This window comes from Mesorhizobium sp. B2-3-11 (genome assembly GCF_006442215.1).
Lineage (GTDB): Bacteria > Pseudomonadota > Alphaproteobacteria > Rhizobiales > Rhizobiaceae > Mesorhizobium > Mesorhizobium salmacidum.
Window position 1 is genome coordinate 1 of record NZ_VFVS01000015.1, and the last position, 20,473, is coordinate 20,473.

The 20,473-nt window shown below is 63.0% G+C and carries 22 protein-coding genes; 10 read left to right on the plus strand and 12 right to left on the minus strand.

All coding sequences use genetic code 11. The features are described 5' to 3' along the window. Positions 1 to 298: 298 nt before the first annotated feature. A complete protein-coding gene (locus FJ960_RS29550) occupies positions 299 to 466 on the minus strand; it encodes a hypothetical protein (protein WP_181166567.1) in 168 nt (55 codons plus the stop codon). A 94-nt stretch (positions 467 to 560) separates the two neighbouring features. On the opposite strand from FJ960_RS29550, the gene FJ960_RS19845 reads away from it, so the two are divergent. Continuing rightward, positions 561 to 1,073, plus strand: a complete 513-nt coding sequence (locus FJ960_RS19845) for a MarR family transcriptional regulator (RefSeq protein WP_140716236.1) — start codon at positions 561 to 563, stop codon at positions 1,071 to 1,073. Here FJ960_RS19845 and FJ960_RS19850 read toward each other — a convergent pair. From FJ960_RS19850 to FJ960_RS19860, 3 genes are all read right to left on the minus strand, one after another. Continuing rightward, positions 1,070 to 2,038, minus strand: a complete 969-nt coding sequence (locus tag FJ960_RS19850) for an amino acid ABC transporter permease (RefSeq protein WP_140716238.1) — start codon at positions 2,036 to 2,038, stop codon at positions 1,070 to 1,072. The two genes, FJ960_RS19845 and FJ960_RS19850, sit on opposite strands and share 4 nt — an antisense overlap. Beyond that, positions 2,035 to 3,339 carry an FAD-binding oxidoreductase gene (locus FJ960_RS19855; protein WP_140716412.1) on the minus strand — a complete coding sequence of 435 codons (1,305 nt, stop codon included), beginning with the start codon at positions 3,337 to 3,339 and terminating at the stop codon, positions 2,035 to 2,037. Before FJ960_RS19855 ends, FJ960_RS19850 begins: the two co-directional genes overlap by 4 nt. Before the next feature lie 72 nt (positions 3,340 to 3,411). Further along, positions 3,412 to 4,176 carry a transporter substrate-binding domain-containing protein gene (locus tag FJ960_RS19860; protein ID WP_245262126.1) on the minus strand — a complete coding sequence of 255 codons (765 nt, stop codon included), beginning with the start codon at positions 4,174 to 4,176 and terminating at the stop codon, positions 3,412 to 3,414. 430 nt (positions 4,177 to 4,606) lie between these two features. Between FJ960_RS19860 and FJ960_RS19865 the strand changes: the two genes are divergently transcribed. After that, on the plus strand, positions 4,607 to 5,053 hold the full coding sequence (locus tag FJ960_RS19865) for an Lrp/AsnC family transcriptional regulator (RefSeq protein ID WP_198028776.1): 447 nt from the start codon (positions 4,607 to 4,609) through the stop codon (positions 5,051 to 5,053). Between the two features lie 66 nt (positions 5,054 to 5,119). Here FJ960_RS19865 and phhA read toward each other — a convergent pair whose 3' ends face one another. After that, positions 5,120 to 5,956: a phenylalanine 4-monooxygenase gene (gene phhA, locus FJ960_RS19870; protein ID WP_140716242.1), complete on the minus strand. Its 837-nt coding sequence runs from the start codon at positions 5,954 to 5,956 to the stop codon at positions 5,120 to 5,122. Between the two features lie 139 nt (positions 5,957 to 6,095). On the opposite strand from phhA, the gene FJ960_RS19875 reads away from it, so the two are divergent. From FJ960_RS19875 to FJ960_RS19885, 3 genes are all read left to right on the plus strand, one after another. Further along, positions 6,096 to 6,572, plus strand: a complete 477-nt coding sequence (locus FJ960_RS19875) for an Lrp/AsnC family transcriptional regulator (RefSeq protein ID WP_027143838.1) — start codon at positions 6,096 to 6,098, stop codon at positions 6,570 to 6,572. A 109-nt stretch (positions 6,573 to 6,681) separates the two neighbouring features. Further along, complete coding sequence (gene bchE / locus FJ960_RS19880) at positions 6,682 to 8,268, plus strand: magnesium-protoporphyrin IX monomethyl ester anaerobic oxidative cyclase (protein WP_140716244.1); 1,587 nt, start codon at positions 6,682 to 6,684, stop codon at positions 8,266 to 8,268. Between the two features lie 77 nt (positions 8,269 to 8,345). Next, the gene (locus FJ960_RS19885; RefSeq protein ID WP_140716246.1) at positions 8,346 to 8,804 is read left to right on the plus strand and encodes a RidA family protein; all 459 of its coding nucleotides are present in this window, start codon (positions 8,346 to 8,348) and stop codon (positions 8,802 to 8,804) included. Between the two features lie 27 nt (positions 8,805 to 8,831). On the opposite strand, the gene argB is transcribed toward FJ960_RS19885, so the two are convergent. The 4 genes from argB to FJ960_RS19905 all read right to left on the minus strand — a co-directional run bounded on the left by argB (position 8,832) and on the right by FJ960_RS19905 (position 12,846). After that, positions 8,832 to 9,725 carry an acetylglutamate kinase gene (gene argB / locus FJ960_RS19890; RefSeq protein ID WP_027143840.1) on the minus strand — a complete coding sequence of 298 codons (894 nt, stop codon included), beginning with the start codon at positions 9,723 to 9,725 and terminating at the stop codon, positions 8,832 to 8,834. Between the two features lie 101 nt (positions 9,726 to 9,826). Then, the gene (locus FJ960_RS19895; RefSeq protein WP_140716248.1) at positions 9,827 to 10,702 is read right to left on the minus strand and encodes a hypothetical protein; all 876 of its coding nucleotides are present in this window, start codon (positions 10,700 to 10,702) and stop codon (positions 9,827 to 9,829) included. Positions 10,703 to 10,790: 88 nt separating this feature from the next. Continuing rightward, complete coding sequence (locus FJ960_RS19900) at positions 10,791 to 12,308, minus strand: amidase (protein ID WP_140716250.1); 1,518 nt, start codon at positions 12,306 to 12,308, stop codon at positions 10,791 to 10,793. A gap of 106 nt (positions 12,309 to 12,414) precedes the next feature. Next, positions 12,415 to 12,846, minus strand: coding sequence for an SgcJ/EcaC family oxidoreductase (locus tag FJ960_RS19905; protein WP_140508403.1), 432 nt, complete (start codon positions 12,844 to 12,846; stop codon positions 12,415 to 12,417). A 184-nt stretch (positions 12,847 to 13,030) separates the two neighbouring features. Between FJ960_RS19905 and FJ960_RS19910 the strand changes: the two genes are divergently transcribed. The 3 genes from FJ960_RS19910 (at position 13,031) to msrB (ending at position 15,059) form a co-directional block, all read left to right on the plus strand. After that, positions 13,031 to 13,570, plus strand: coding sequence for a sigma-70 family RNA polymerase sigma factor (locus tag FJ960_RS19910; RefSeq protein WP_140716252.1), 540 nt, complete (start codon positions 13,031 to 13,033; stop codon positions 13,568 to 13,570). Continuing rightward, the gene (locus FJ960_RS19915; RefSeq protein ID WP_140508442.1) at positions 13,567 to 14,289 is read left to right on the plus strand and encodes an anti-sigma factor; all 723 of its coding nucleotides are present in this window, start codon (positions 13,567 to 13,569) and stop codon (positions 14,287 to 14,289) included. Before FJ960_RS19910 ends, FJ960_RS19915 begins: the two co-directional genes overlap by 4 nt. 266 nt (positions 14,290 to 14,555) lie before the next feature. Beyond that, complete coding sequence (msrB, locus tag FJ960_RS19920; protein WP_140508404.1) at positions 14,556 to 15,059, plus strand: peptide-methionine (R)-S-oxide reductase MsrB; 504 nt, start codon at positions 14,556 to 14,558, stop codon at positions 15,057 to 15,059. 118 nt (positions 15,060 to 15,177) lie between these two features. On the opposite strand, the gene FJ960_RS19925 is transcribed toward msrB, so the two are convergent. Together FJ960_RS19925 and FJ960_RS19930 are read right to left on the minus strand one after the other, a co-directional pair. Further along, positions 15,178 to 16,770 (minus strand): DHA2 family efflux MFS transporter permease subunit, encoded by a 1,593-nt coding sequence (locus FJ960_RS19925; protein WP_140716254.1) that lies wholly within the window; start codon positions 16,768 to 16,770, stop codon positions 15,178 to 15,180. Between the two features lie 74 nt (positions 16,771 to 16,844). Continuing rightward, the gene (locus tag FJ960_RS19930) at positions 16,845 to 18,035 is read right to left on the minus strand and encodes an HlyD family secretion protein (RefSeq protein ID WP_140716256.1); all 1,191 of its coding nucleotides are present in this window, start codon (positions 18,033 to 18,035) and stop codon (positions 16,845 to 16,847) included. A 127-nt stretch (positions 18,036 to 18,162) separates the two neighbouring features. Between FJ960_RS19930 and FJ960_RS19935 the strand changes: the two genes are divergently transcribed. Beyond that, positions 18,163 to 18,882: a TetR/AcrR family transcriptional regulator gene (locus FJ960_RS19935; RefSeq protein WP_140508410.1), complete on the plus strand. Its 720-nt coding sequence runs from the start codon at positions 18,163 to 18,165 to the stop codon at positions 18,880 to 18,882. A gap of 140 nt (positions 18,883 to 19,022) precedes the next feature. Beyond that, the gene (locus FJ960_RS19940) at positions 19,023 to 19,835 is read left to right on the plus strand and encodes a tetratricopeptide repeat protein (protein WP_246672880.1); all 813 of its coding nucleotides are present in this window, start codon (positions 19,023 to 19,025) and stop codon (positions 19,833 to 19,835) included. On the opposite strand, the gene FJ960_RS19945 is transcribed toward FJ960_RS19940, so the two are convergent. After that, entirely contained in the window at positions 19,832 to 20,347 is a 516-nt protein-coding gene (locus FJ960_RS19945) for a hypothetical protein (RefSeq protein WP_246672881.1), read from the minus strand. The genes FJ960_RS19940 and FJ960_RS19945 overlap by 4 nt on opposite strands. Positions 20,348 to 20,473: the final 126 nt, after the last annotated feature.

Consider the following 20,473-nt stretch of genomic DNA (forward strand, 5'->3'; position numbering starts at 1 on the left):
ATCCAGCCAGCATCTTGAATCACAAATCCGACCGACCGGGAATCCCTTCCGATTCAATCAAGCGATGAAACGCTCTAATGCCCGTCGGCCGTCGCAACGAGGCAGGCGGCCACAACACGGCGTCCTCAATGGTGGGCGCCAGGGTGAGAACGCACCTTCGCTAGAGGCTTCGCGCGATCGTGCCTCGAGTAGGCAGACGCCAACTGTTTGCCGACGAAGCATGGCGCAAGAGCCAGCCCGGCGACGCCGGCGCCAATGATGGCGACTGGCAATGCCTCGGTGGCGGCGACAGCCATCATTACAGGCCGTAGACGGCGATGCGCATCAGTACGGCGGCGGCTGCCAGCGACACCAGCAGGATGCCGACGCCGATGGGCGAGCCCCAGCCGTACCATTCCATCGCCAGCTTGGCATATTTGAACTCTTCCTCATGCGAGAGAGGCGCATGTTGTTGGATCGGGCTCATTTTCCACTCCTCGTTGGCGGCCGACCCTTGCCTACAGCAAGCCGCGGCCGCATATTGCTATAACAGTCTAAATGTTAGACGGATTGATAATTAGATGATCGAAACAAATTCGTCAAGCGGAGATCGCACCGAACTGGCCACCGCGATCGGCCTTGCCATCATGCAGTGGCAGGACGCGACGCAGGCCTATGACGAGGCGGTGGGGGCGAGACTCGGCCTCAACATGGCTGAGCGCCATTGCATCGGCCTGCTCCATGGCGGCCCGCAATCGGCCGGTGCGATCGCGACCGCGACCGGGCTGACACCGGCAGCGGTGACGGCGCTGATCGATCGGCTGGAGGCGCGCGGCCTGTTGACGCGCACGCGTAGCCTCGAGGACAGGCGCAAAGTGGTCATCGAGGCAACGGAGGCAACACGGGAGCTGTCGGCGCGATATTACGGCGCCATCGCGCGGGAAGGCGAGAAGGTCATTGCCTCATTCAGCGACGCCGAGCTTGCCACCATTCGGCGCTTCGTCACCGCCGCGCTCGATCTGCAACGCGACCAGCTTGTGCGGCTGAAGGCCGAGGCGCCGCAACCGCGCCGATTTGAATCGTCAACCGCCTAGCGTTCCGATCGGCCGAAGCGCCGTTCGAGATAGGCTTGGCCGAATTCTAGCGCGATCGATAGGACCCAGTAGATCATCGAGGCGGTGATCAGCATCTCGATGTGACGGAACTCCGTCTGACCCATCGTGCGGGCGAGATACATGATCTCCCAGACGCCGACGACCGATACCAGCGAGGAATCCTTCAACATGGCGATGAACTGGTTGCCGGTCGGCGGAATGATGACGCGCATGGCCTGCGGCAGGATGACCAGCGCCATGGTCTGGCCCGGACTCAGGCCGAGCGCCGTTGCGCCTTCGCTTTGGCCGCGCGGAATGCTTTCGATGCCGGCGCGGAAGATCTCGGTCATGTAGGCGCCATAACACAGCGACAGCGCCACGATGCCAGCCGGCACCGCGCCGATCACGTAGCCGACCTGCGGCAGGCCGAGATAGATGATGTAGATCTGCATCAGCAACGGCAGGCCACGAAACAGCGACGTGTAGAAGGTGGCCAGTCCGTAAACGATGCCGTTGCCAGTCAGTTTGGCGATGGCGCCGACCAGCGCGATCAAGGTCGCGATAAGGATCGAGATCGCCGAAATGTAAAGCGTCGTGGTGACGCCCTGGGTGATCAGGAAGCCGACCTTCCTGGCGATGAAGGCAAAGGAGAGGTCGAAGGAATAGAAGAACAGCATCAGCAGCGCGAACAGCTCGATCCAGACGCCGGCGATCTGCTGGCGTCGGGGCAGGAGCAGCAGCAGCTTGCAGTTCACCAGCACCAAGAGCGCGATCAACACGGCCGAGAGGGCGCGCGACAGGGCTGGGTTGGCATGCAACCAGTCGGATGCAAGCGGCATCAACGAGCCGATCCAGCTCGACTTGATACCCATGGCGTAGAGGGCCGCGGCCAGCAGCGCCGGAAAAAGCGCCGCCGCCGCGTGGCGAACAAGCCCTGGATAGGAGAGCATCAGCCTGCCGATCATGCCGTCACCTTGTCCTTGGCGGTGGCGCGGCGTTCCCGCCACCAGTCCTGCGCCTGCAGTTTCCAGTAGGTGAGCTGCGCGGCGGCCAGGCCGGCGGCGCCGCCGGCCCAGCTCAGTCCGAACGGCGCGAACTGCCGGTACCGGTCGGAAACGCCCAGAATGCCCTCCGCGACAATTTTTCCGGCAATCGCCGTGGTGTTGAGGCCATGGCCACCGAAAGCGGTGCAGTACCAGACGCCGGAGCGCAGCTCTCCGATCTGGGGCATCAGATGCCGGGCGTAGGACATCAGCCCGGACCAGGCCAGCTCGGTCCTGAGACCTGCAAGCTGCGGGTAGGTGCCGACCATCTCACGGCGCAACTCGTGCGCCAGCGCGTCGGCGGAAGCGGCGCGCGTGGTGATGCGCCCGCCCCACAAAAGGCGATTGCCGCCCTCGACCAGGCGATAATAGTCACCGGCCCGCCTGTTGTCACCGACGGCATCCGTGGTGGCGACGGCTTGCGCAATGAGGCGGGGAGCCGCCTCGGAAACCATCACATAGGTCGCGATGGCCAGAAAGGCGCGGTAGAGCTGGCCGAACACCGGGCCGGTGTAGCCGCCGGTCGCGAGCACGATCTGGGGTGCCCGAAGCGTGCCCTGTCTGGTGCGAAGCATCTTTTGCGACCCCGAGAGATCGCATTCTACGACCTCCGAGCTTTCATGGATTTTGCCACCCAGGCGCTCGATCTCGTCAGCCAGGCAACGCAGATAGTTCAGCGGATGGATGTGAAAGGCGTTCGGGTCGCGCAGGCCCTGGTGGTAACGGACGGACTTCAGCACCGCACGGACGTCTTCTCTATCGAGATACTGAAGTTCATAGCCATGGTCGCGGGCCATCTGGTCGGCATAGGCCTTCAGCGCATCGCCGTCGTCATAGCGCAAGACGCTGAGCAGGCCGGCACGCGGCAGGGCGGCCGATATTCCGAGCGTCTCGATGGTGTCGCGCACGAATTCCACGCCTTCGATCGACAGCCGATGCAGGTCGCGCGCCGCCTCCCCGCCGACCCGTGCGGCGATATTGCCGCCGCCGGTGGCGAAGCCGGGCGTGACGAAACCGCCATTGCGGCCCGAAGCGCCGAAACCGACGACCTGGGCTTCCAGCACGGCGACGTGCAGTCCGGCGCGCGCCAGCTGCAGCGCTGTCGTCAGCCCGGCCAGTCCGGCGCCGACGACGGCCACGTCACATTGCGCCTCGCCTTGCAGCGGAGGCCTCGTCTTCCGGTCGGTCAGAGTGCGGGCGTAATAGGTGTCCGGATAGGCCATCGATGACTTTGCGGTGAGGGGCATGCGTTTGGTGACGCCGCCGGCTGCCCAGGGACAGCCGGCGGAATGACTTTACTTGGCGCTGTAGTCCTTGCCGTACCACTTCGTGGTCAGTGCGGCGAGCGTGCCGTCCGTCTTCATCCCGGTGATGATGCCCGCGACCTTTGCGGTCCACTCGGGATCCTTCTTCTCGGCGATGACGACGAGCGGCTCGCGGAAGGCGTACTCGCCTTCCAGGATCTTCACGGGATAGCCGTTCTTGATGGCATTCTGCGCCGTCTGCTCCGGGGCAATCACGGCGTTCAGGCGCACGCCGTCGCCAAGCCGCAGGTCATCGAAGGGAAGCATGGAATCCGCATAGGTGCGGATCTCGCCCGGCTCGAGCTTGTATTCGATGGGAGCCAGGCCGGGTGCGTCGATTTCGAGCTTGCGGCGGATGAAATCCTCCGAGGTGGTGGCCGTCTCGACGCCGATGATCTTGCCGTTGAGATCGGCGACCGATTTCGCGCCGCTGTCCTTGTGCAGGACGTAGACATAGGGGCTGTAATAATAGATGCCGACAAAGTCGATCACCTTGGAACGGGCTTTCGTCGGCGTGACCGACCCGACGCCGAGGTCGTAGCGTCCCTGCCAGCGCCCGCCGGTCAGCGTCGCCCAATCGGGCGTTTCGAACGAGACCTCGACGCCAAGCCGCTTGCCGATCTCGCGCGAGACATCGATGTCGAAACCGGCGAGTTCGTTGCTGTCGTTGAGAAAGCTCTGTGGTGGCCAGGCCGCGTTGGTGGCGATGACCATCGCCTTTTTCGACGTGACGCGGTCCAGGGTTTCCCCCGCCATGGCAGCCGTTGTGATCGCGAATGTCGCGGCGGCAAGAACGGCTAAATCGAGTAGCTTTTTCAAAGTTATCCCTCCCTTGTGGTTGAAACTGATAGGATGCTTGACGTCGGATCTCAGCGCTTTCAGCCACAGCTTCAACGTGGACCGGTTTCGGTTTGTGCCCACCACAGCCGAAGCTGGTTCCCCTGATGGACCGGCGTTTGTGTTCCCAGACAGTCAGGTCGCAAAAGGAAGGGTTCTACCCGGCGAAATGCGGGATAATGGCGGTCGCGCAGTCATTGCGTGCCTTGAGGCGGCAAAGTGCCGGATATGTTCGCTTTGTTCCGTCCGCGCCGGCCCGTCTTCCGGATTGTCGCGGGGGCTGTTCAGCCGATAGGATCGCGCGGCGGGTGTGATGGTTGCAGCGCGGATCGAGCGAGAGGATTTGTTTGTGGAATTGACCGAGAAGGATCGTCAGCTGCTCGCGCTGATGCAGAAGAATGCGCGTGAGCCGGTCGCGTCACTGGCACGTCAGCTCGGCGTATCGCGGACAGCGTTGCAGGAGCGGATCCAGAAGCTGGAGGCCGGCGGCATCATCGAAGGCTATACCGTGCGGCTGACCAAGGCGGCGGCCCAGAACGCCGTCCACTGTTTCACGCTCGCCGCCCTGAACAACAAGAGCTATCCGGACGTCTCCAGAAAGATCAAGGCGATGCCTTCGATCCAGGCGGTCTACGCCATAACCGGCGAATGGGACCTGATCATCCACCTTGCCGCCGAGACGCTCGAGAAGCTGAACCGGGAGGTGAATGCGCTGAATGAAATCGGCGGCGTCATCAAAACCGCTTCCCATGTGGTGATGGAGACGAAGTTCAACCGGACCATCTACGCATTGTAGGAGGTGGCGGGATGTCCCGGCGGCGGAGGAGAACGCTCCGCCAGCCGGGGCCGCCATGCAGTCGGACTAGACCGTCGCCGGATCGAGCGCCGGCTGGCCCTTGCCGCGCGCGACGATCGCCTCGAAATCCGCGGTCTGGAAGGCATCGCGCAAGGCGTCGAAGGACGGCAATACGAAATAGGCGCGCTGGAATTTGTCGATCTCGTAGCCGGTGCGCATCACCGTCTCCAGGTCGAACGGCACATGGTGGGCCTCCGTGCTCTCGACCGCGAACTGCAACTCGGTAAACGATGACATCAGCCCGGCGCCAAACGCCTTCAGCGGCTGGCCAGCCTCCTGCATCAGGCCGTATTCGGCCGTGTACCAGTAGAGCCGGGTGATCATCTCGTCGCCGCCGAGCGCGATGATGTCGCCGGCCTTCTTGCCATACATCTGCATGAAGTCGGCGAACACCGGCTGCGACAGCACCGGCACATGGCCGAAGAAGTCATGGAACATGTCCGGCTCGACGATGTAATCGAGTTCCTGCCTGGTGCGCAGCCAGTTGGTGACCGGGAAGCGGCGGTTGGCGAGGTGATCGAAGAAGGGGGCGGCCGGAATGAGGCCGGGCACGGCGACTATTTCCCAGCCGGTCAGCTTGCGCAGCTTGGCGCTGACGTCCTCGAAATCGGGGATGCGATCGAGAAGGCCGAGCTTCTCGACGCCATCGAGGTAGGAGTGGTGGGCGAGCTTGCGCGTCAATTTGGTCTGGCGGTCGCACAGCGTGCGCCACACCGCCTGCTCCTCGGCCGAATAGTCATAACCCTGCGCCACGGTAAAATCGGCGCGGCATACCGAGTAGTCACCACGCAACCCCTGCGCCGCGCAGTCGCGGGCATATTCGGCAACGCTCATCGTCGTCATGGTTTTTCTCCTCGCAAAGCATCAATGGCTAACGTACGCGGAGCGTAACCGGATCTGCCGAGGCAAATCGGTTTTGATGATGGACCGCTCGCCATATTCGGGATAACATTCACTCATAATCCGCATGAGAGGAGTAAAAATGCCTCAATTCGACGATTTCGAAATCAGGATGCTCGATGTCCTGCAACGCGACGGGCGCAAGCCCGTCTCCGAGCTGGCGCAGGAGATCGGCCTCTCCACCACGCCCTGCGCGCGGCGCTTCGAAGCGTTGCAGGAAGCCGGCATCATCAAGGGATTTGCCGCAATGATTAGCCGCCGCGCGGTCGGATTGATGGTCGAGGTGTTCATCCAGGTGCGCCTCGTTAGCCATAGCGACGGCTCGCCCGAAAGCTTCATCGCCGCGGTGCAGCGCATGGACGAGGTGTCGTCGTGCTGGACGATGACCGGCGACCATGACTTCCTGCTGCATGTCATGGTGCCGTCGGTCGACGAGCTCAACGCCTTCGTCATGCACCGGCTGATGCGACTCGACGGCGTGCGCGACGTCCACACGCAACTGGTGCTGCAGAACATCAAGGGACCCGGCCACGTGCCGCTCGCGCATCTCAGACGCTGATGCTATTCCTCGTTTTTGCGGAAAAGCTGCAAGCAAACTGCTGAAACGGGCCAATCGGGCGGCACTATCGCCGGCCAGCATGCGCGGACCAACTCCCTGGAGGTCCGCCATGAACATCGTCCTGATCAATCCGCCGCACACAGCCATCGGCAGCCGCGTGCCCGACGATCATTTGCCGCCGCTTGGTCTTCTGGCGATCGGCGGCCCGCTGATAGACGCCGGCCACGAGGTGCGGCTCGTCGATGCCGAGTTCGGGCCGATGCCGCTCGCCTCGGTCGTCGCGGAAGCCCTGAAGGACTGCCCCGACTTCGTCCTGATCGGCCATTCCGGATCGACCTCGGCGCACCCGACCGCCTTGTTGATCGCGGGGATGATCAAGGCGCGCGAACCGGCGACGATCATCCTCTACGGCGGCGTGTTCCCGACCTATCACTGGCGCGACATCCTCGCCGAAACGGACGTTTTCGACTTCATCGTGTGCGGCGAGGGCGAGGCGACCGTGGTGGCGCTGGTCGAGGCGATGGAAATGCGCCAGCCGCCGGCAAGCGTTGCCGGCATCGCCTATCGCGACGATCTCAATCGTCCTTTCGCCACTCAAGCGGCGATGACCATCGCCGACCTCGACGCCTACCGCGTCGGTTGGGAACTGATCGACCACCGCAGATACAGTTACTGGGGCGGCAAGCGCGCCGTGGTCATGCAGTTTTCGCGCGGCTGCCCGCATCTGTGCAACTATTGCGGCCAGCGCGGTTTCTGGACCCGCTGGCGGCATCGCGACCCCGTCAAGTTCGCCAAGGAGATCGCCTGGCTGCACCGCCAGCACGGCGTCGAGCTGATCAACCTCGCCGACGAGAACCCGACCGTCTCGAAGAAGGCCTGGCGCGCTTTCCTGGAGGCGATGATCGCCGAGGACGTGCCGGTGCTGATCGTCGGTTCGACTCGCGCCGACGACATCGTGCGCGACGCCGACATGCTGCACCTTTACCGCAAGGCCGGCGTCATCCGCTGGTTGCTCGGGATGGAAAACACCGACGAGCAGACCTTGCAATTGATCCGCAAGGGCGGCAGCACCTCGTCCGATCGCGAGGCGATACGGCTGCTGCGAAGGCACGGCATCCTGTCGATGGCGACCTGGGTGGCCGGCTTCGAGGATGAGGGGTTCCGCGATCTCTGGCGCGGCTTTCGCCAACTCATCGCTTATGACCCAGACCAGATCCAGGCGCTCTATGTGACACCGCATCGGTGGACGCCGTTCTTCCGCATCGCTCGCGACCGCAGGATCATCCAAAGGGACGCCCGCCTGTGGGACTACAAGCACCAGGTGCTGCACATGAACCGGCTCAAGCCGTGGATGCTGTTCTTTTCGGTCAAGCTGATCGAACTGGCGGTGCAGTCGCGGCCGAAGGCGCTGGCGCGCATCCTGTTCCATCCCGACCCCGAGCAGCGGCATTCGATGCGCTGGTACACAAAAATGGGCCGCCGCGTCTGGTTCCGCGAAGTCTGGGGTTTTCTGGTGACAGACCGCCGGGTGAAAGGCGGCCCGACGCTCGCCGAATTCTGGGGCGCGCCGCAGGACGCCGAGGAGGAATCGATGGTCTTCCAGCGTCCGTCGAAGAGACCTGCAACGGTGCCTGCCGCCGTGCTGCATGTGGCGCCCGAGCAGCGTGCCTTTCGCATCTCGCAGCCGCCGGCCTGACCCGTCCCGCCCTGGCCGCCAGCGGTGCACGCGCTAATTTCCAGCGATCGGACGGTGGTGACTGGCAGGAGGAAGCGATGGACCTTGTCACGCATAAGCAGATGAAAGGCGGCCGGCTTATGCCTTGGGGCAAAGGCACCGTCGTGACCGGCGCCAAGGGATATGTCTTCCTTGCCGGCAATACGGGCACGGCAGAGAACTATGACCCGTCGAGCGGCAAGGGTGGCGCCGTTGGCGACGCGGCGACGCAATGGCGATCCATATTGGAGAACATCAAATCGGACCTGGAAGAACTCGGCAGTTCGCTCGAATATCTCGTCAAGATCACACAGTACGTCAAAGGGCCGTTTCCAGACGGCGGCGCGCTGAGCTCGCCCAACTTCCGGCTGGACGTCATGGACGAATTCTTCGCCGAGCACTGCCCGAAGCACTGCAGCTACAACAATCCGCCGCCATCGGAGGTGATCGGGGTTGCAGCACTTGCGCATCCCGATCTCGTCATCGAGATCGTGGCCGTCGCCGCTCTGCCGGACTGAGGACGCCAGGCGCCGAAGGGCAAAATATCAGGGCACGATCAGTGTGCCGGCGCCGTGTTCGGTGAAAAGTTCCAGCAGCACCGAATGCGGCGTCTTGCCGTTGAGGATGACGACGCCTTCGACGCCGCGCTCAATGGCCTCGATGCAGGTCTCGACCTTTGGGATCATGCCGCCCGAGACCGTGCCGTCCTTGATCAGCGCCCTGGCCTCGGCGACCGTCAGCTCGTCGATCAGCTTCTTGTCCTTGTCGAGCACGCCCGGCACGTCGGTGAGGAACAGGAGGCGCGAGGCCTTGCAGGCACCGGCAATGGCGCCGGCGAAAGTGTCGGCGTTGATGTTGTAGGTGTGACCGTCGCGGCCGGGCGCCACCGGCGCCAGCACCGGGATCATTTCGGAGCGTGCCAGAAGGTCGAGCAACGTACGGTCGACCTCGACCGGTTCGCCGACGAAGCCGAGATCGAGCACGCGCTCGATGTTGGAATCGGGGTCGATCATCGTCTTGCGCGCCTTTTCGGCGAACACCATGTTGCCGTCCTTGCCGCACAGGCCGATCGCCCATTCGCCCTCGGCGTTGATCAGCGCGACGATCTCCTTGTTGATCGACCCGGCCAGCACCATCTCGACGATCTCGACCGTCTTCTGGTCGGTGACGCGCAGGCCGCCCTCGAACTTGGATTCGATGCCCATCTTGGCCAGCATGGCGCCGATCTGCGGTCCGCCGCCATGGACGACGATCGGATTGACGCCGGACTGCTTGAGCAGCGCGATGTCGCGCGCGAAGGCCTTGCCGAGTTCGAGATCGCCCATGGCATGGCCGCCATATTTCACCACGACCGTCTTGTGCTCGTAGCGCTGCATATAGGGCAGCGCCCGCGACAAGAGGGCGGCCTGCATTTCGGCGGTGGCGGCGACGTCCGTCATCGGCGTGGTTCCCTGGCTGGTAAAGGGTGTGGCGGCCTCTTAGCGGGAATTGCCACGGGTCGCAAATGGCTTTGCGGTCACAATGCCGAAATCGGTTCTATTTAGGTCAGTGCCGATGGCAGAGATTTGGTCGCGACTTTCTCTAAGAACGACGCGACGAGGTCCCGTTGGCGCGGTTCGAAAGTAAATATTCCACCAACCTGATTGTCTGATGCATGGGCTAGCCGTACGCCTTCGGCGAAGGTGGCCATCGCGTCGGGCCGAACCAATTTTTGAAACAATCTCATATCGCAAGTGTGGCCATGAGCTGCCGCTGTGCCTAGCAACATTAGTCGTGATACGTGCTGCCTCGCCTGCATCGGTAAGTTTGACAATTCGAATGCCACCGCCATCAGTCCCCGGGAATCTAAAACATGACCGGCCGGCGTACGAATCGCTGCGACTGCGGGATTGGCCGCAGCGGCGAGAAGCTGAGACCTCGATGCCGCATCCAGACGGTGGAGCGGCGGAATGGCGTAAGTCCTTAGGAGAGAAGCCGATGCCACGATCGGCACTGGCTGCAAATGATGTTGCGGCCCGTGTAGCCGCATGAGTTCATTTGAGATTTCCCAGGCGGCTTGGTCAAACGTCTCATCGAAGTATCGGCGGGAGATGGAGATAGTGGCAGGTGTCGGTACACGGAGCGTTGACTGCCAGCATTCAACCGACACTAGCTGCTTCAGGTGCAGGAGTGCAGTAACAGCATACGCGCCGGAGTTGGGATGGGCGAGCAGACTCCCGTTTGCCGCGCGCCCATCGTCACTGATGACACAATCCGCCATTGCAACGATCTGGCCAGAGCTGACGGCAAGAACGACGCGGTCTGGATTCCAGGTGCCACTGGCGGAAAACCTCTGACGAACGATCTTTCGATTGAGACTGCGTACAAATTCCGTCGCGGCAGTCAGATCGTCCAGAATAAAGCTCAACTCCGGCAACGAGCGCTCCAAAACCATAGTTAGCTGTGTTTACCAAATATATGAGATATTAAAGCCGGGGGGAGATCAAAGGCTGCTTATCAACGAGTTATATGTGAGGGTCACGACCTGAGCTCGGCACCATCAGCGGCGCCCGCCGCTTCAGCCAGCCCGAGATTTTCTCCATCTGCGCGGCGAGCGACAAAAGCGTTTCCTCGTCACCCGGACGGCCGGCGGCCTGGATGCCGAGCGGCAGGCCGGCATCCGTGACATGGACGGGGAGCGCGATCGACGGCTGGCCGCTGACATTGTGGATCGCGGGCCAATGCGTGAACCAAAGGCTCTTGTCCATCAGCTGGCCGAACAGAGGTTTGATCTTGAGCAAGGAGGTGAGGTGAAGCTTGTCGAGCAGGTTTTCGATCAGTTCATCGGCGCTTTTGGGATCCATGGCACCGCAGGCGAGCGGCGGGTGCGCGATGACAGGCATCAGCACCGCATCATAGCGCGCGGTCTCCTCGATCAGTTGCCGCGAGGCGGCGTGCAGCCGCTGCAGGCCGGCATAGGTCTCGCCGGCCGAGACCATTTCGCCCAACCGGCCGAGCACCCGCGTGGCGCGCTCTATGTCGCCCGTCACGGAACGGCCGACGCGCAGCGCTTCGGACCGCAACGAGCCGGCGACGGCGGAGGCGACCGTGGTGCAGAAGTCGGCGAAGAAATCACGGCCGATGAAGGGCAGCTCGATGTCCTCGACCGAATGGCCGCCTTCACGGGCGAGCGCCACGGCAATGTCGAGCGCCCTGAGCGTCTCGGCCGAAATCGGCAGGCCAAGCGGCGACTTGCGGTACACCGCCAGCCTGAGCTTGCCGGGATCGCGCGCGGCAGCCGCAGCGAATGTGCCCTTTGGCGGCAGCGCGGCATAGGGCGCCAGCGTGTCTGGACCATGGGTGAGGTCGAGCAGCAGTGCGCAGTCGCGCACCGAGCGGGTGACGGCGTGATCGACGACCATGCCGTACCAGCTTTCGCTCACCAGCGGCGACAGCGGGATGCGGCCGCGCGAGGTCTTGAGGCCGACAAGCCCGCTGCAGGCCGACGGCACGCGGATCGAGCCGCCGCCATCCGAGGCGTGCGCCACCGGCACGACGCCGGCGGCGACCAGCGCTGCCGAACCGCCCGACGAGCCGCCGGTGGTGTGGCCGGTATTCCAGGGATTGCGGGTGATGCCGAAGGCTTTGGATTCGGTCATCAGCCGCAGCCCGTGCTCGGGCGACGTCGAGGTGACGATCGGGATCAGCCCGGCCGCGAGATAGCGCTCGGTCATCACCGAGTTGAAATCGGGCACCCAGGCCGGAATGCGGCTGCCGCCATGCGACGGCACCCCTTTGATGGCGATGCCGAGATCCTTGATGGCAAAGGGCACGCCGGCCAGCGGCAAGGAACGGTCGATGCTCTTCGCGCGGGTCCGTGCGGACTCATAGAGCGGCTCTGCCGTTGCATTGATTTCGGGGCGGGTGGCCTCGGCACGGGCGATCGCCGCGTCGGTCAACTCGATCGCCGACAGTTCACCCTTGCGCACCAGACCGGCAAGACCGGTTGCGTCTTCTTCCCACAGGATCCGTTCGACCGACATGCGCGCTCCCCCCACGTCCGCCAAGCTAGCCAGCGGCGATTCCCTTGGCAATCCAGGCCAATAGTGTCTCAGTTTGGAATTTGAGCGGCGACTTTTTGTAAGACGGCTATCTTCTAGCGGTGGGAGGGGGAGCAATCGCCCCCGGAACGATGTCGGTGTTCTGGGCAACCTTTATCCGCCAGCCCGATTGTTCTTCCTTCACAACCAGAAGCAGAATGCCTTCTCGTGTTCCGGCGGATGAGCCGTCCGGAGTGGATGCGCCGGTCAGGATCCATGTATAGTGCACAGATGCAAGGCCGGAGGATAATTCAACAACCGACGAGATAACACCCTCCAATCGGCTGTCACGAAAGATGGTTTCATGAGTTGCGCGGTGCGCCCTTTCGATCTCGGTGCGGTTCTTCCACCGGATGCCCACGACATTGACAAAATTAGCGTCGTCGGCAAACAACGCTGCGAAGTCGTCCATGTCATGTCTGTTCCAAGCATCGGCAAAGGCAGGTGCGACATCCTCAGGTTTGGCGACCACCAACCCCATGACAAATCTCCGTTGCTTTCCGCTAAAAGCCTAGCATGTCGGAGTCATCGCCTCAAATGCGATTGCCAATTTTGAATTTCAAACTGGGACACTGCCCCGAGGCACGTGTGCGGACGCCCAAACTTTAGGGGCGCGGAATATTTCCGTCGTTGCAAATACAACGCTTTTGCCTAATTTGGCGCGCATGACGCCGCAGGACATCACTAAGCTGATCGTCCGGACTTCGATGAAGGATCGGGCCGCATTCGACCTGCTCTACCGGCAGACCAGTGCGAAACTTTTCGGCGTTTGCCTTCGTGTATTGAACGACCGGGGAGATGCGGAAGAAGCGCTGCAGGAAGTCTTCGTCAAGATTTGGACGAAGGCGGACCGTTTTGCTGTCTCCGATCTGAGCCCGATCTCCTGGCTGGTGGCAATCGCGCGCAATCATGCGATCGATCGCATCAGGGCGCGGCGCAAGCCTGCCGTCGATATAGAAGCTGCGCTCGAGGTGGCCGATCCGGCGCCGGGACCTGAAGCGATGGCGGTGGCGGGCGATGAATTCGGACGCATCCACCACTGTCTCGATGAATTGGAAACGGACCGGGCGGCGGCCGTCCGCGGTGCTTACCTCAAGGGCGAAAGCTATGCCGAACTGGCGGAACGCCACGGCGTGCCGTTGAATACGATGCGTACCTGGCTGCGCCGCAGCCTGATGAAACTCAGAGAATGTCTGGAAAGATGACGCTGGCAGAGGACAACGGACCGGAACGTGGGGGCGACGACCTGTTCGCCGCCGAATACGTTCTTGGCGTTCTGTCGGCGGAAGAGCGGCAGATAGCATCCAGGCGCATCGATTCCGAAGCCGATTTCGCGCGGCTCGTCGACGATTGGGAAGTTCGCCTGTCGTCGCTGGCCGCAGCCTATCCGGAAATCGAGCCGCCGGCTTCGGTGAAGCCGGCGATCGATCGCCGGCTGTTCTCGTCGACATCGGCTACGTCACCTCAAGCACCCGCCGGCCTGTGGTCCAGCCTCGCCTTCTGGCGCGGCCTTGCGGCGGCGGCTGTCGCTGCTCTGGCGCTCTACATCGCCGTCCCCTACCTCAACCCACCGGCCGCACAGCCGCAGACGCGCCTTGTCGCCTCGCTTGCGGCCGAGGGCAGCGACGTCAAATATCTGGCCGTCTACGATGCTGCCCGCCACGATGTCGGTCTCTCTCTCGTCTCCGGCGAGCGCGCCGCCGGCAAGGACTTCGAGCTGTGGATGATCGAGGGCAAGAATGCTCCGGTCTCGATGGGCGTCATCGCGGCCGGCCAGACCGCGCATGTGACCGTTGCGCCGGCGGTGCAGCAGAAACTCGCGCGGGGCGCCGTGCTGGCCGTCAGCCTTGAGCCTGCCGGAGGCTCGCCGACCGGCCAGCCGACCGGCCCCGTCGTCGCCGCAGGCGATTTGAAGGGCATCTGATCGACCCGTTCGGGCAGGGTTCTGCTCCCGAAAACGTGATGGAGCCGAAAATGTAACAAGGAGCTTGCCGCGGACGAACCCGCTGCAAGAGCCCTCCGTCGATCGCGTCGTCTCGCTCCCCTGCTCCGCAATCGACACGAATGCTCCGTGCCGCCCACGGTCAACCGTGTACGGCGCGGAGTCTCGTTTTGGGGGCAACCGTCACCGGCTTTTGACTTTCGGGCGGCGGCATAGTTTGGCAAAACAGACGACAGGAGGAACTGGTCATGAACCGTCGCGACTTTCTTTTGAGTGGTGCCGCCGCTATCGGCGTCCTAGGGGCCGCGGCAACGATGCTGCGCATGGGCAGCCCGCAGGCCGCACAAGCCGCCGAGAAATTCGAGATCACCAAGACAGACGACGAATGGAAAGCCATCCTGTCGCCGGCCGCCTTCGACGTGCTGCGCAAGGAAGGCACCGAGTATCCAGGCACCAGCCCGCTGCTCAACGAACACCGCAAGGGCATCTTCGCCTGCGCCGGCTGCGACCTGCCGGTCTACCCATCGGAGACGAAATTCGATTCCGGCACCGGCTGGCCGAGCTTCTGGCAGGAGATCGCCAATGGCATCGGCAAGACCGAGGACCGGTCGCTGGGCATGACCCGCACCGAAGTGCATTGCCGCCGCTGCGGCGGCCATCTCGGCCATGTCTTCGACGACGGTCCGGCGCCGACCGGCTTGCGCCACTGCATCAATGGCGTGGCGCTGACCTTCAAGCCGGCGACCGCCTGACGATATCAAGGCAATAAAAAACTCCGGGCTTTGCGGCCCGGAGTTTTTTGCGTGGTCAGAGCTTTTCGGGCGTGGACTGGAGGAGCTTCCCGAAACCGCTGCCCACTTTTTCTTTGCTTCAGTGCCCGCCGCCGCCACCACCGGGCGCGCCCGGCTTCCTGATCAGCATGGTGAAGAAGCCCAGCGTCCCGAACAGTACGGTCAGCAGATAGAACACATCCATGAAAGACAGGAGCGCCGCCTGCTGGTGGACCATGCCCGACAGCTTGGAGATCGCCGCGCTTGTGGCATCCAGGCCGGTGGTCTGCTCGAAATTGAGCGTCATGTTCTGCAGCTTGGTCTGCGCGGCGGCACTGCCCCACTGCACATGCTCGGAGAGCCGGGCATAGTGGAAGGCATTGCGATCGATCAGCACGGTGTTGATGATGGCAAGACCGACCGCGCCGCCAAGGTTGCGGGTGAGGTTGAACAGTCCGGACGCGTTCTTCAACCGGTCCGGCGGCAAGGTGCCGAGTGCGATATTGTTGATCGGCACCATGCACAGCATCATCGAGCAGCCGCGCAGGATCTGCGGGATGAGCAGCTCGTAGAAATCCCAGTCCGCGGTCAGGTGCGTCATCCACCAGGTTCCGGTGGCGAAGCCGAACAGGCCGATCATCATCATCAGCCGCAGATCCATCTTGCTCGACAGGATGCCGGAGATGGGCGCGGTGAAGAACATGGCCAGACCGCTGACGAACAGCGCTTCGCCGATCATCATCGAATCGTAGCCGCGGATGCGTCCGAGGAAGACCGGGTAGAGATAGGTCAGGCCATAGAGGCCGATGCCGATGACGAAGGAAAACAGCGAGCCGAAGGCGAAATTGATGTTGCTGAAGGCTTTGAGGTCGACGATCGGTTCCTCGGCCGTGAAGACGCGCCAGAAAAAGATCACCGCCCCGATAGTCATGACGATTGCGCAGATGAACACGGCCTGGTCCTGCAGCCAGTCGTTGTTCGGACCCTCCTCGAGCACATATTCCATGCAGCCGAGGAAGGCGGCCATGCCGGCGAGGCCCCACCAGTCGAACTTCGAGAACAGCTTGAGATTGGGCCTGTCGAAATCGATCAGCGACCAGGCCGCGGTCGCGACCAGAATGCCGGGCACGACATTGACCAGGAACAGCCAGTGCCATGAAAAGGCGTGGCTGATATAGCCGCCGACGGTCGGGCCGATGGTCGGCGCCAGCGTCGCCACCAGGCCGATCATCGGCGAGACGATGGCGCGGCGCGAGGGCGGGAAGATGGTGAAGGCCGCTGCAAAGACACTCGGGATCATGCCGCCGCCGATGAAACCCTGCACGGCGCGGTAGACGATCATCTGGTCGATGTTGGTGGCGGTCGCGGCAAGGGCGCTGGCCGCGGTGAAGCCGGCGGCCGCGACGGTGAACAGCACGCGCGTGGACAGCATCCGGCTGAGGAAGCCCGACAGCGGGATCATGACCACCTCGGCGATCAAGTAGGCCGTCTGCACCCACGGTATCTCGTCGGAGCTGGCGCTGAGGCCGGCCTGGATCTCGGCCAGCGAGGCCGAGACGATCTGGATATCCAGGATCGCCATGAACATGCCGAACACCATCGCCAGGAAGGCGATGACGCGTCGGGTCGAGATGGTGTCGGGCGCGGCGGGTATCGCCGGCGGCGATCCTGCGGTGATGGTTGCGGTTGCCATGTCCTGAGCCTCCTTGAGGCAGGCCGGGCGGCTCGGTGCTTCAATCAGCCACCAAGCCGCCCTCCGAAAAGCGATTAGTTACTGGTCGCGGCAGGCGCGGTGCGGCTGTCGACGGCGACGACGACGCTCAAGCCGGCGCGCAGCTTGCCGGTTTTCAGCGCGTCGGCCGGCACCTCGATGCGGACCGGCACGCGCTGCACCACCTTGGTGAAGTTGCCGGTCGCGTTTTCCGGCGGCAGCAGCGAGAACACCGCGCCTGACGCCGGCGCCAGCGAGGAGACGGTCCCCTGGATGGGGTGGCCATCAATGGCGTCGACCGAGATGTTGACCTTTTCGCCAGGCACGAGCCGCGCAAGCTGCGTCTCCTTGAAATTGGCGACGATATAGAGCTTGTCCATCGGCACGACCACGGCGAGCTTCTGGCCGGGGCTGACCAGATCGCCCTGTTCGACGGAGCGGTTGCCGACGACGCCGTCATACGGCGCCTTGAGCACGGTGAAGGAGAGATCGCGCGCGGCCTTGTCGCGGCCGAGCTGCAGCGATGCCAGTGTGCTGGCGGATTCTGCGCGCTGCGCCTCGAGTACGCCGATATTGGCCTGCGCGGCGGCGATCTGCGCATCGGCGCCGACGAGCGCGGCCTTGGCTTGGTCGAGCGCGGTCTGGGCGTCGTCCAGCTGTGCCTGCGTGCCGACATGCGTCTTGACCAGTTGCGCGGCGCGCTGCTGGGCACGGCCGGCATTGTCAGCGGCGGCCTGGTCGGCGACCTTCTGCGCCTGTGCCTGCTGCAGGGAGGCCTGCGCGGCCTTGGTCTGCGCGTCGATGCGGTCGAGCGTCTTGGCCAGTGTGGCGATCTGCGCCTCGGCCTGGGCAACGGCGATCTTGTAATCGCCGGCATCGATCGTCAGCAGCGGATCGCCGGCCTTCACCTGCTGGTTCTCGCTGACCAGAACCTGATCGACATAGCCGGAAATTTTTGGCGAGACAAACGACATGTCGACTTGGACATAAGCATCGTCAGTCGAGATCATGAAGCGACCGGTGGTCCAGTAGTCATAGCCGTACCAGGCGCCGCCGCTCAAGAGGGCAAGGCCGATGATCGGCAGCAGGAAAGAGCGTACCGAGCGCTTGTTCTTGGCCGGAGCTTCAGCCTCCGGCGGCGGTGCGACTGCCGGCTGGACATGCACATCGGGTGCTTCCGTCGCCGGGGCAACCTTGGCGTTTGGGAAAGGACGGACTTCGGCGGTGGCGGGCGTGTTCGAGGACATGACATCTCTCTAGTGTTATAATACTGAACCGTTCGGTTCGATCCGGCCGTTGACATAGCGCGTAAAGAGGACCATATCAAGAGGCAATCGAACCGGTTGGTTCGAATTATTTCGAGGTGCGACTTATATGGGTGAGATCGTGGGCAACGCCGACATCGACGCGTGCGAGGACCTGCTGGAAGGTCTGCGCCGCGGCCGGCCGGCGGCTGGACAGGACCCGGTCAAGCGCAGCCAGATCATCGACGGCGCCCGTCGTGTCTTCATTGAAAAGGGCTTCGAGGCCGCCTCGATGAACGACATCACGCGCGAGGCCGGCGTCTCCAAGGGCACGATCTATGTCTATTTCGCCAACAAGGAAGAGCTGTTCGAGGCGCTGATCGAGGAAGAGCGCGGCACCATCTTCAAGAACATGTACGACATGCTCGAACGCGCCGACGACCTGCGCCAGACGCTGATCAAGTTCGGCAAGGTGCTGTCCATGAAGATCACCTCGGCCAGGGTCATCCAGGCGCAGCGTACGGTTATCGGCGCCTCCGACAGGATACCGGACATGGGGGCCCGATTTTACGAACGCGGGCCCAAGCGCGGCCATGACAAGGTCGTGACATTCCTCAATGCCGCCATCGAGCGCGGCCTGCTCGAGATCGAAGATGTCGACCTCGCCGCCTATCAGTTCACCGAATTGTGCCTGGCCGGTCTTTTCCGGCAGTGCATCTTCGCCTACCGAACGAAGGCCCCGACCCAGGACGAGATCGACCACATCGTCAGGTCCGGCGTCGACATGTTCCTGAAAGCCTACGGCACCGAAAGGCTGGCAGAGGAAGAAAAGACCTTACATTCGTCCTGACAGGACTCTCCGAAACGGCCGTCCATTTTTTTGCGGAAGCCGGCTTGACCTCAAGGCGCTGAGCGTCGACGTCTGGATGTGGGTAGAACCGATCATTCCGCGGGAATGGTTCTCGTTCGCGAGTGTGAAGGCAGATCGGGATGGGCGTTCCGAAGCTCCAGAATGAGATGCGACGCATCGTGGCGGACTTCAACGCCGGTCGCCACGAGCAGGCACGGCTGCTTTGCGAGGAGGCTCTTCGCCAGGGGGCGGACGACCCTGCCCTCAACCACCTCATGGCCGCCGTTCTTTTCGCCAAGGGAGAGATTTCGGGAGCCCGCTCCCATATTCAGGCAAGTCTGGCGATCCGGGCTGACAACGCGTCCGCTCAATTGCTCGCAGGCCGCTTGGCGCGGGCGGCACGGGATTTTGACCAAGCGCTGTTCCATTTCTCACGCGCGGCCGAATTGGCGCCTGGTGCCGCTGTGCTCATCGAGCGGGCGCGAACGCTCGATGAGACAGGCGATCGGACCCAGGCGCTCGAGGCATGGCGACAGGTGACACTTGCCGATCCCTTGTCGGCGGAGGCGGCAGCGCGTTTGGGCCGCATGCTGTTCGAGGAGGGAATGCCCGCCGATGCGGCACCTTTGCTGGAGCGGGCCGTAAAGGGAGACGCGCCTGCATCGGCGTGGTTCGATCTCGCCCTTGTCAGGCAGGATCTGCATGATCATGTGGGGGCAGCGGCCGCCTATCGCAAAGCGCTGGAGATACGCCCCGACAACGCCGAGGCGGCGGTCAATCTGGGGGTGGCGCTGCAGGAGACGGGCGATATGGGCGCCGCGATGGAGGCCTATCGAGCGGCCTACGAGCAGCGCGCCACAACCTTCGGCATCATCGCGATGGCCCTGACGTCAGCGCCGCACGGCAAGCTTTGGATCGATCGCGAAACGTTGAAGGGCTTGCTTGCAGGTTAGCGGGCGCGCTTTACGCGAAACTGCTTCCGGTAGACGCCGGGTTCGGCAAGAACATCGGCGACGGTTTTTTCATAGGAGGCTTTGCGCACGGCATCGAAGCTTTCGAAGACAAGTTCGGGCGCGGCGCGCGGCACGGGAAAGCATTGCGCAATCGGTGTGCCCTTCGCCAGCACGCCGGAGAAACCCTGGTCGGTCCAAATCGCCGGGAAATTGATGCCGGCGTCCTGGAAGTGATCTGAATCGACCACACCAGTCACCAGGCGGAAAGGAAGATCATCGCGGTTGACCGGATGGGTGGCGAAGAGGGACCAGCCTTCCTCCAGCTCGATCGTCCAGAAACTGTTGAATTTTATGGCCGCCAGCCCATTCGATAACGGTGCGCCGGCGAGCTGTTCAGCGACATGGAAGCTGAGCGGCGAACGCGGGTGGCCCTTCGTTGACGGCTCGGCGATGTCCCACCGCCATTCAAAGGCCCCGTTCTCAACGGTCACGTCGCATGGCAGCAGGATCATGAAGCCATGCGTCATGGCATCGACGAAGGGCGGACACTGTTTTACCGTCCTGATCTCTCGCCCATGGATTTCCGAATAGGCTCTCGGAGGCATCTTGCGGAGCCAGTCGGGCAGGACGCCGCGCGC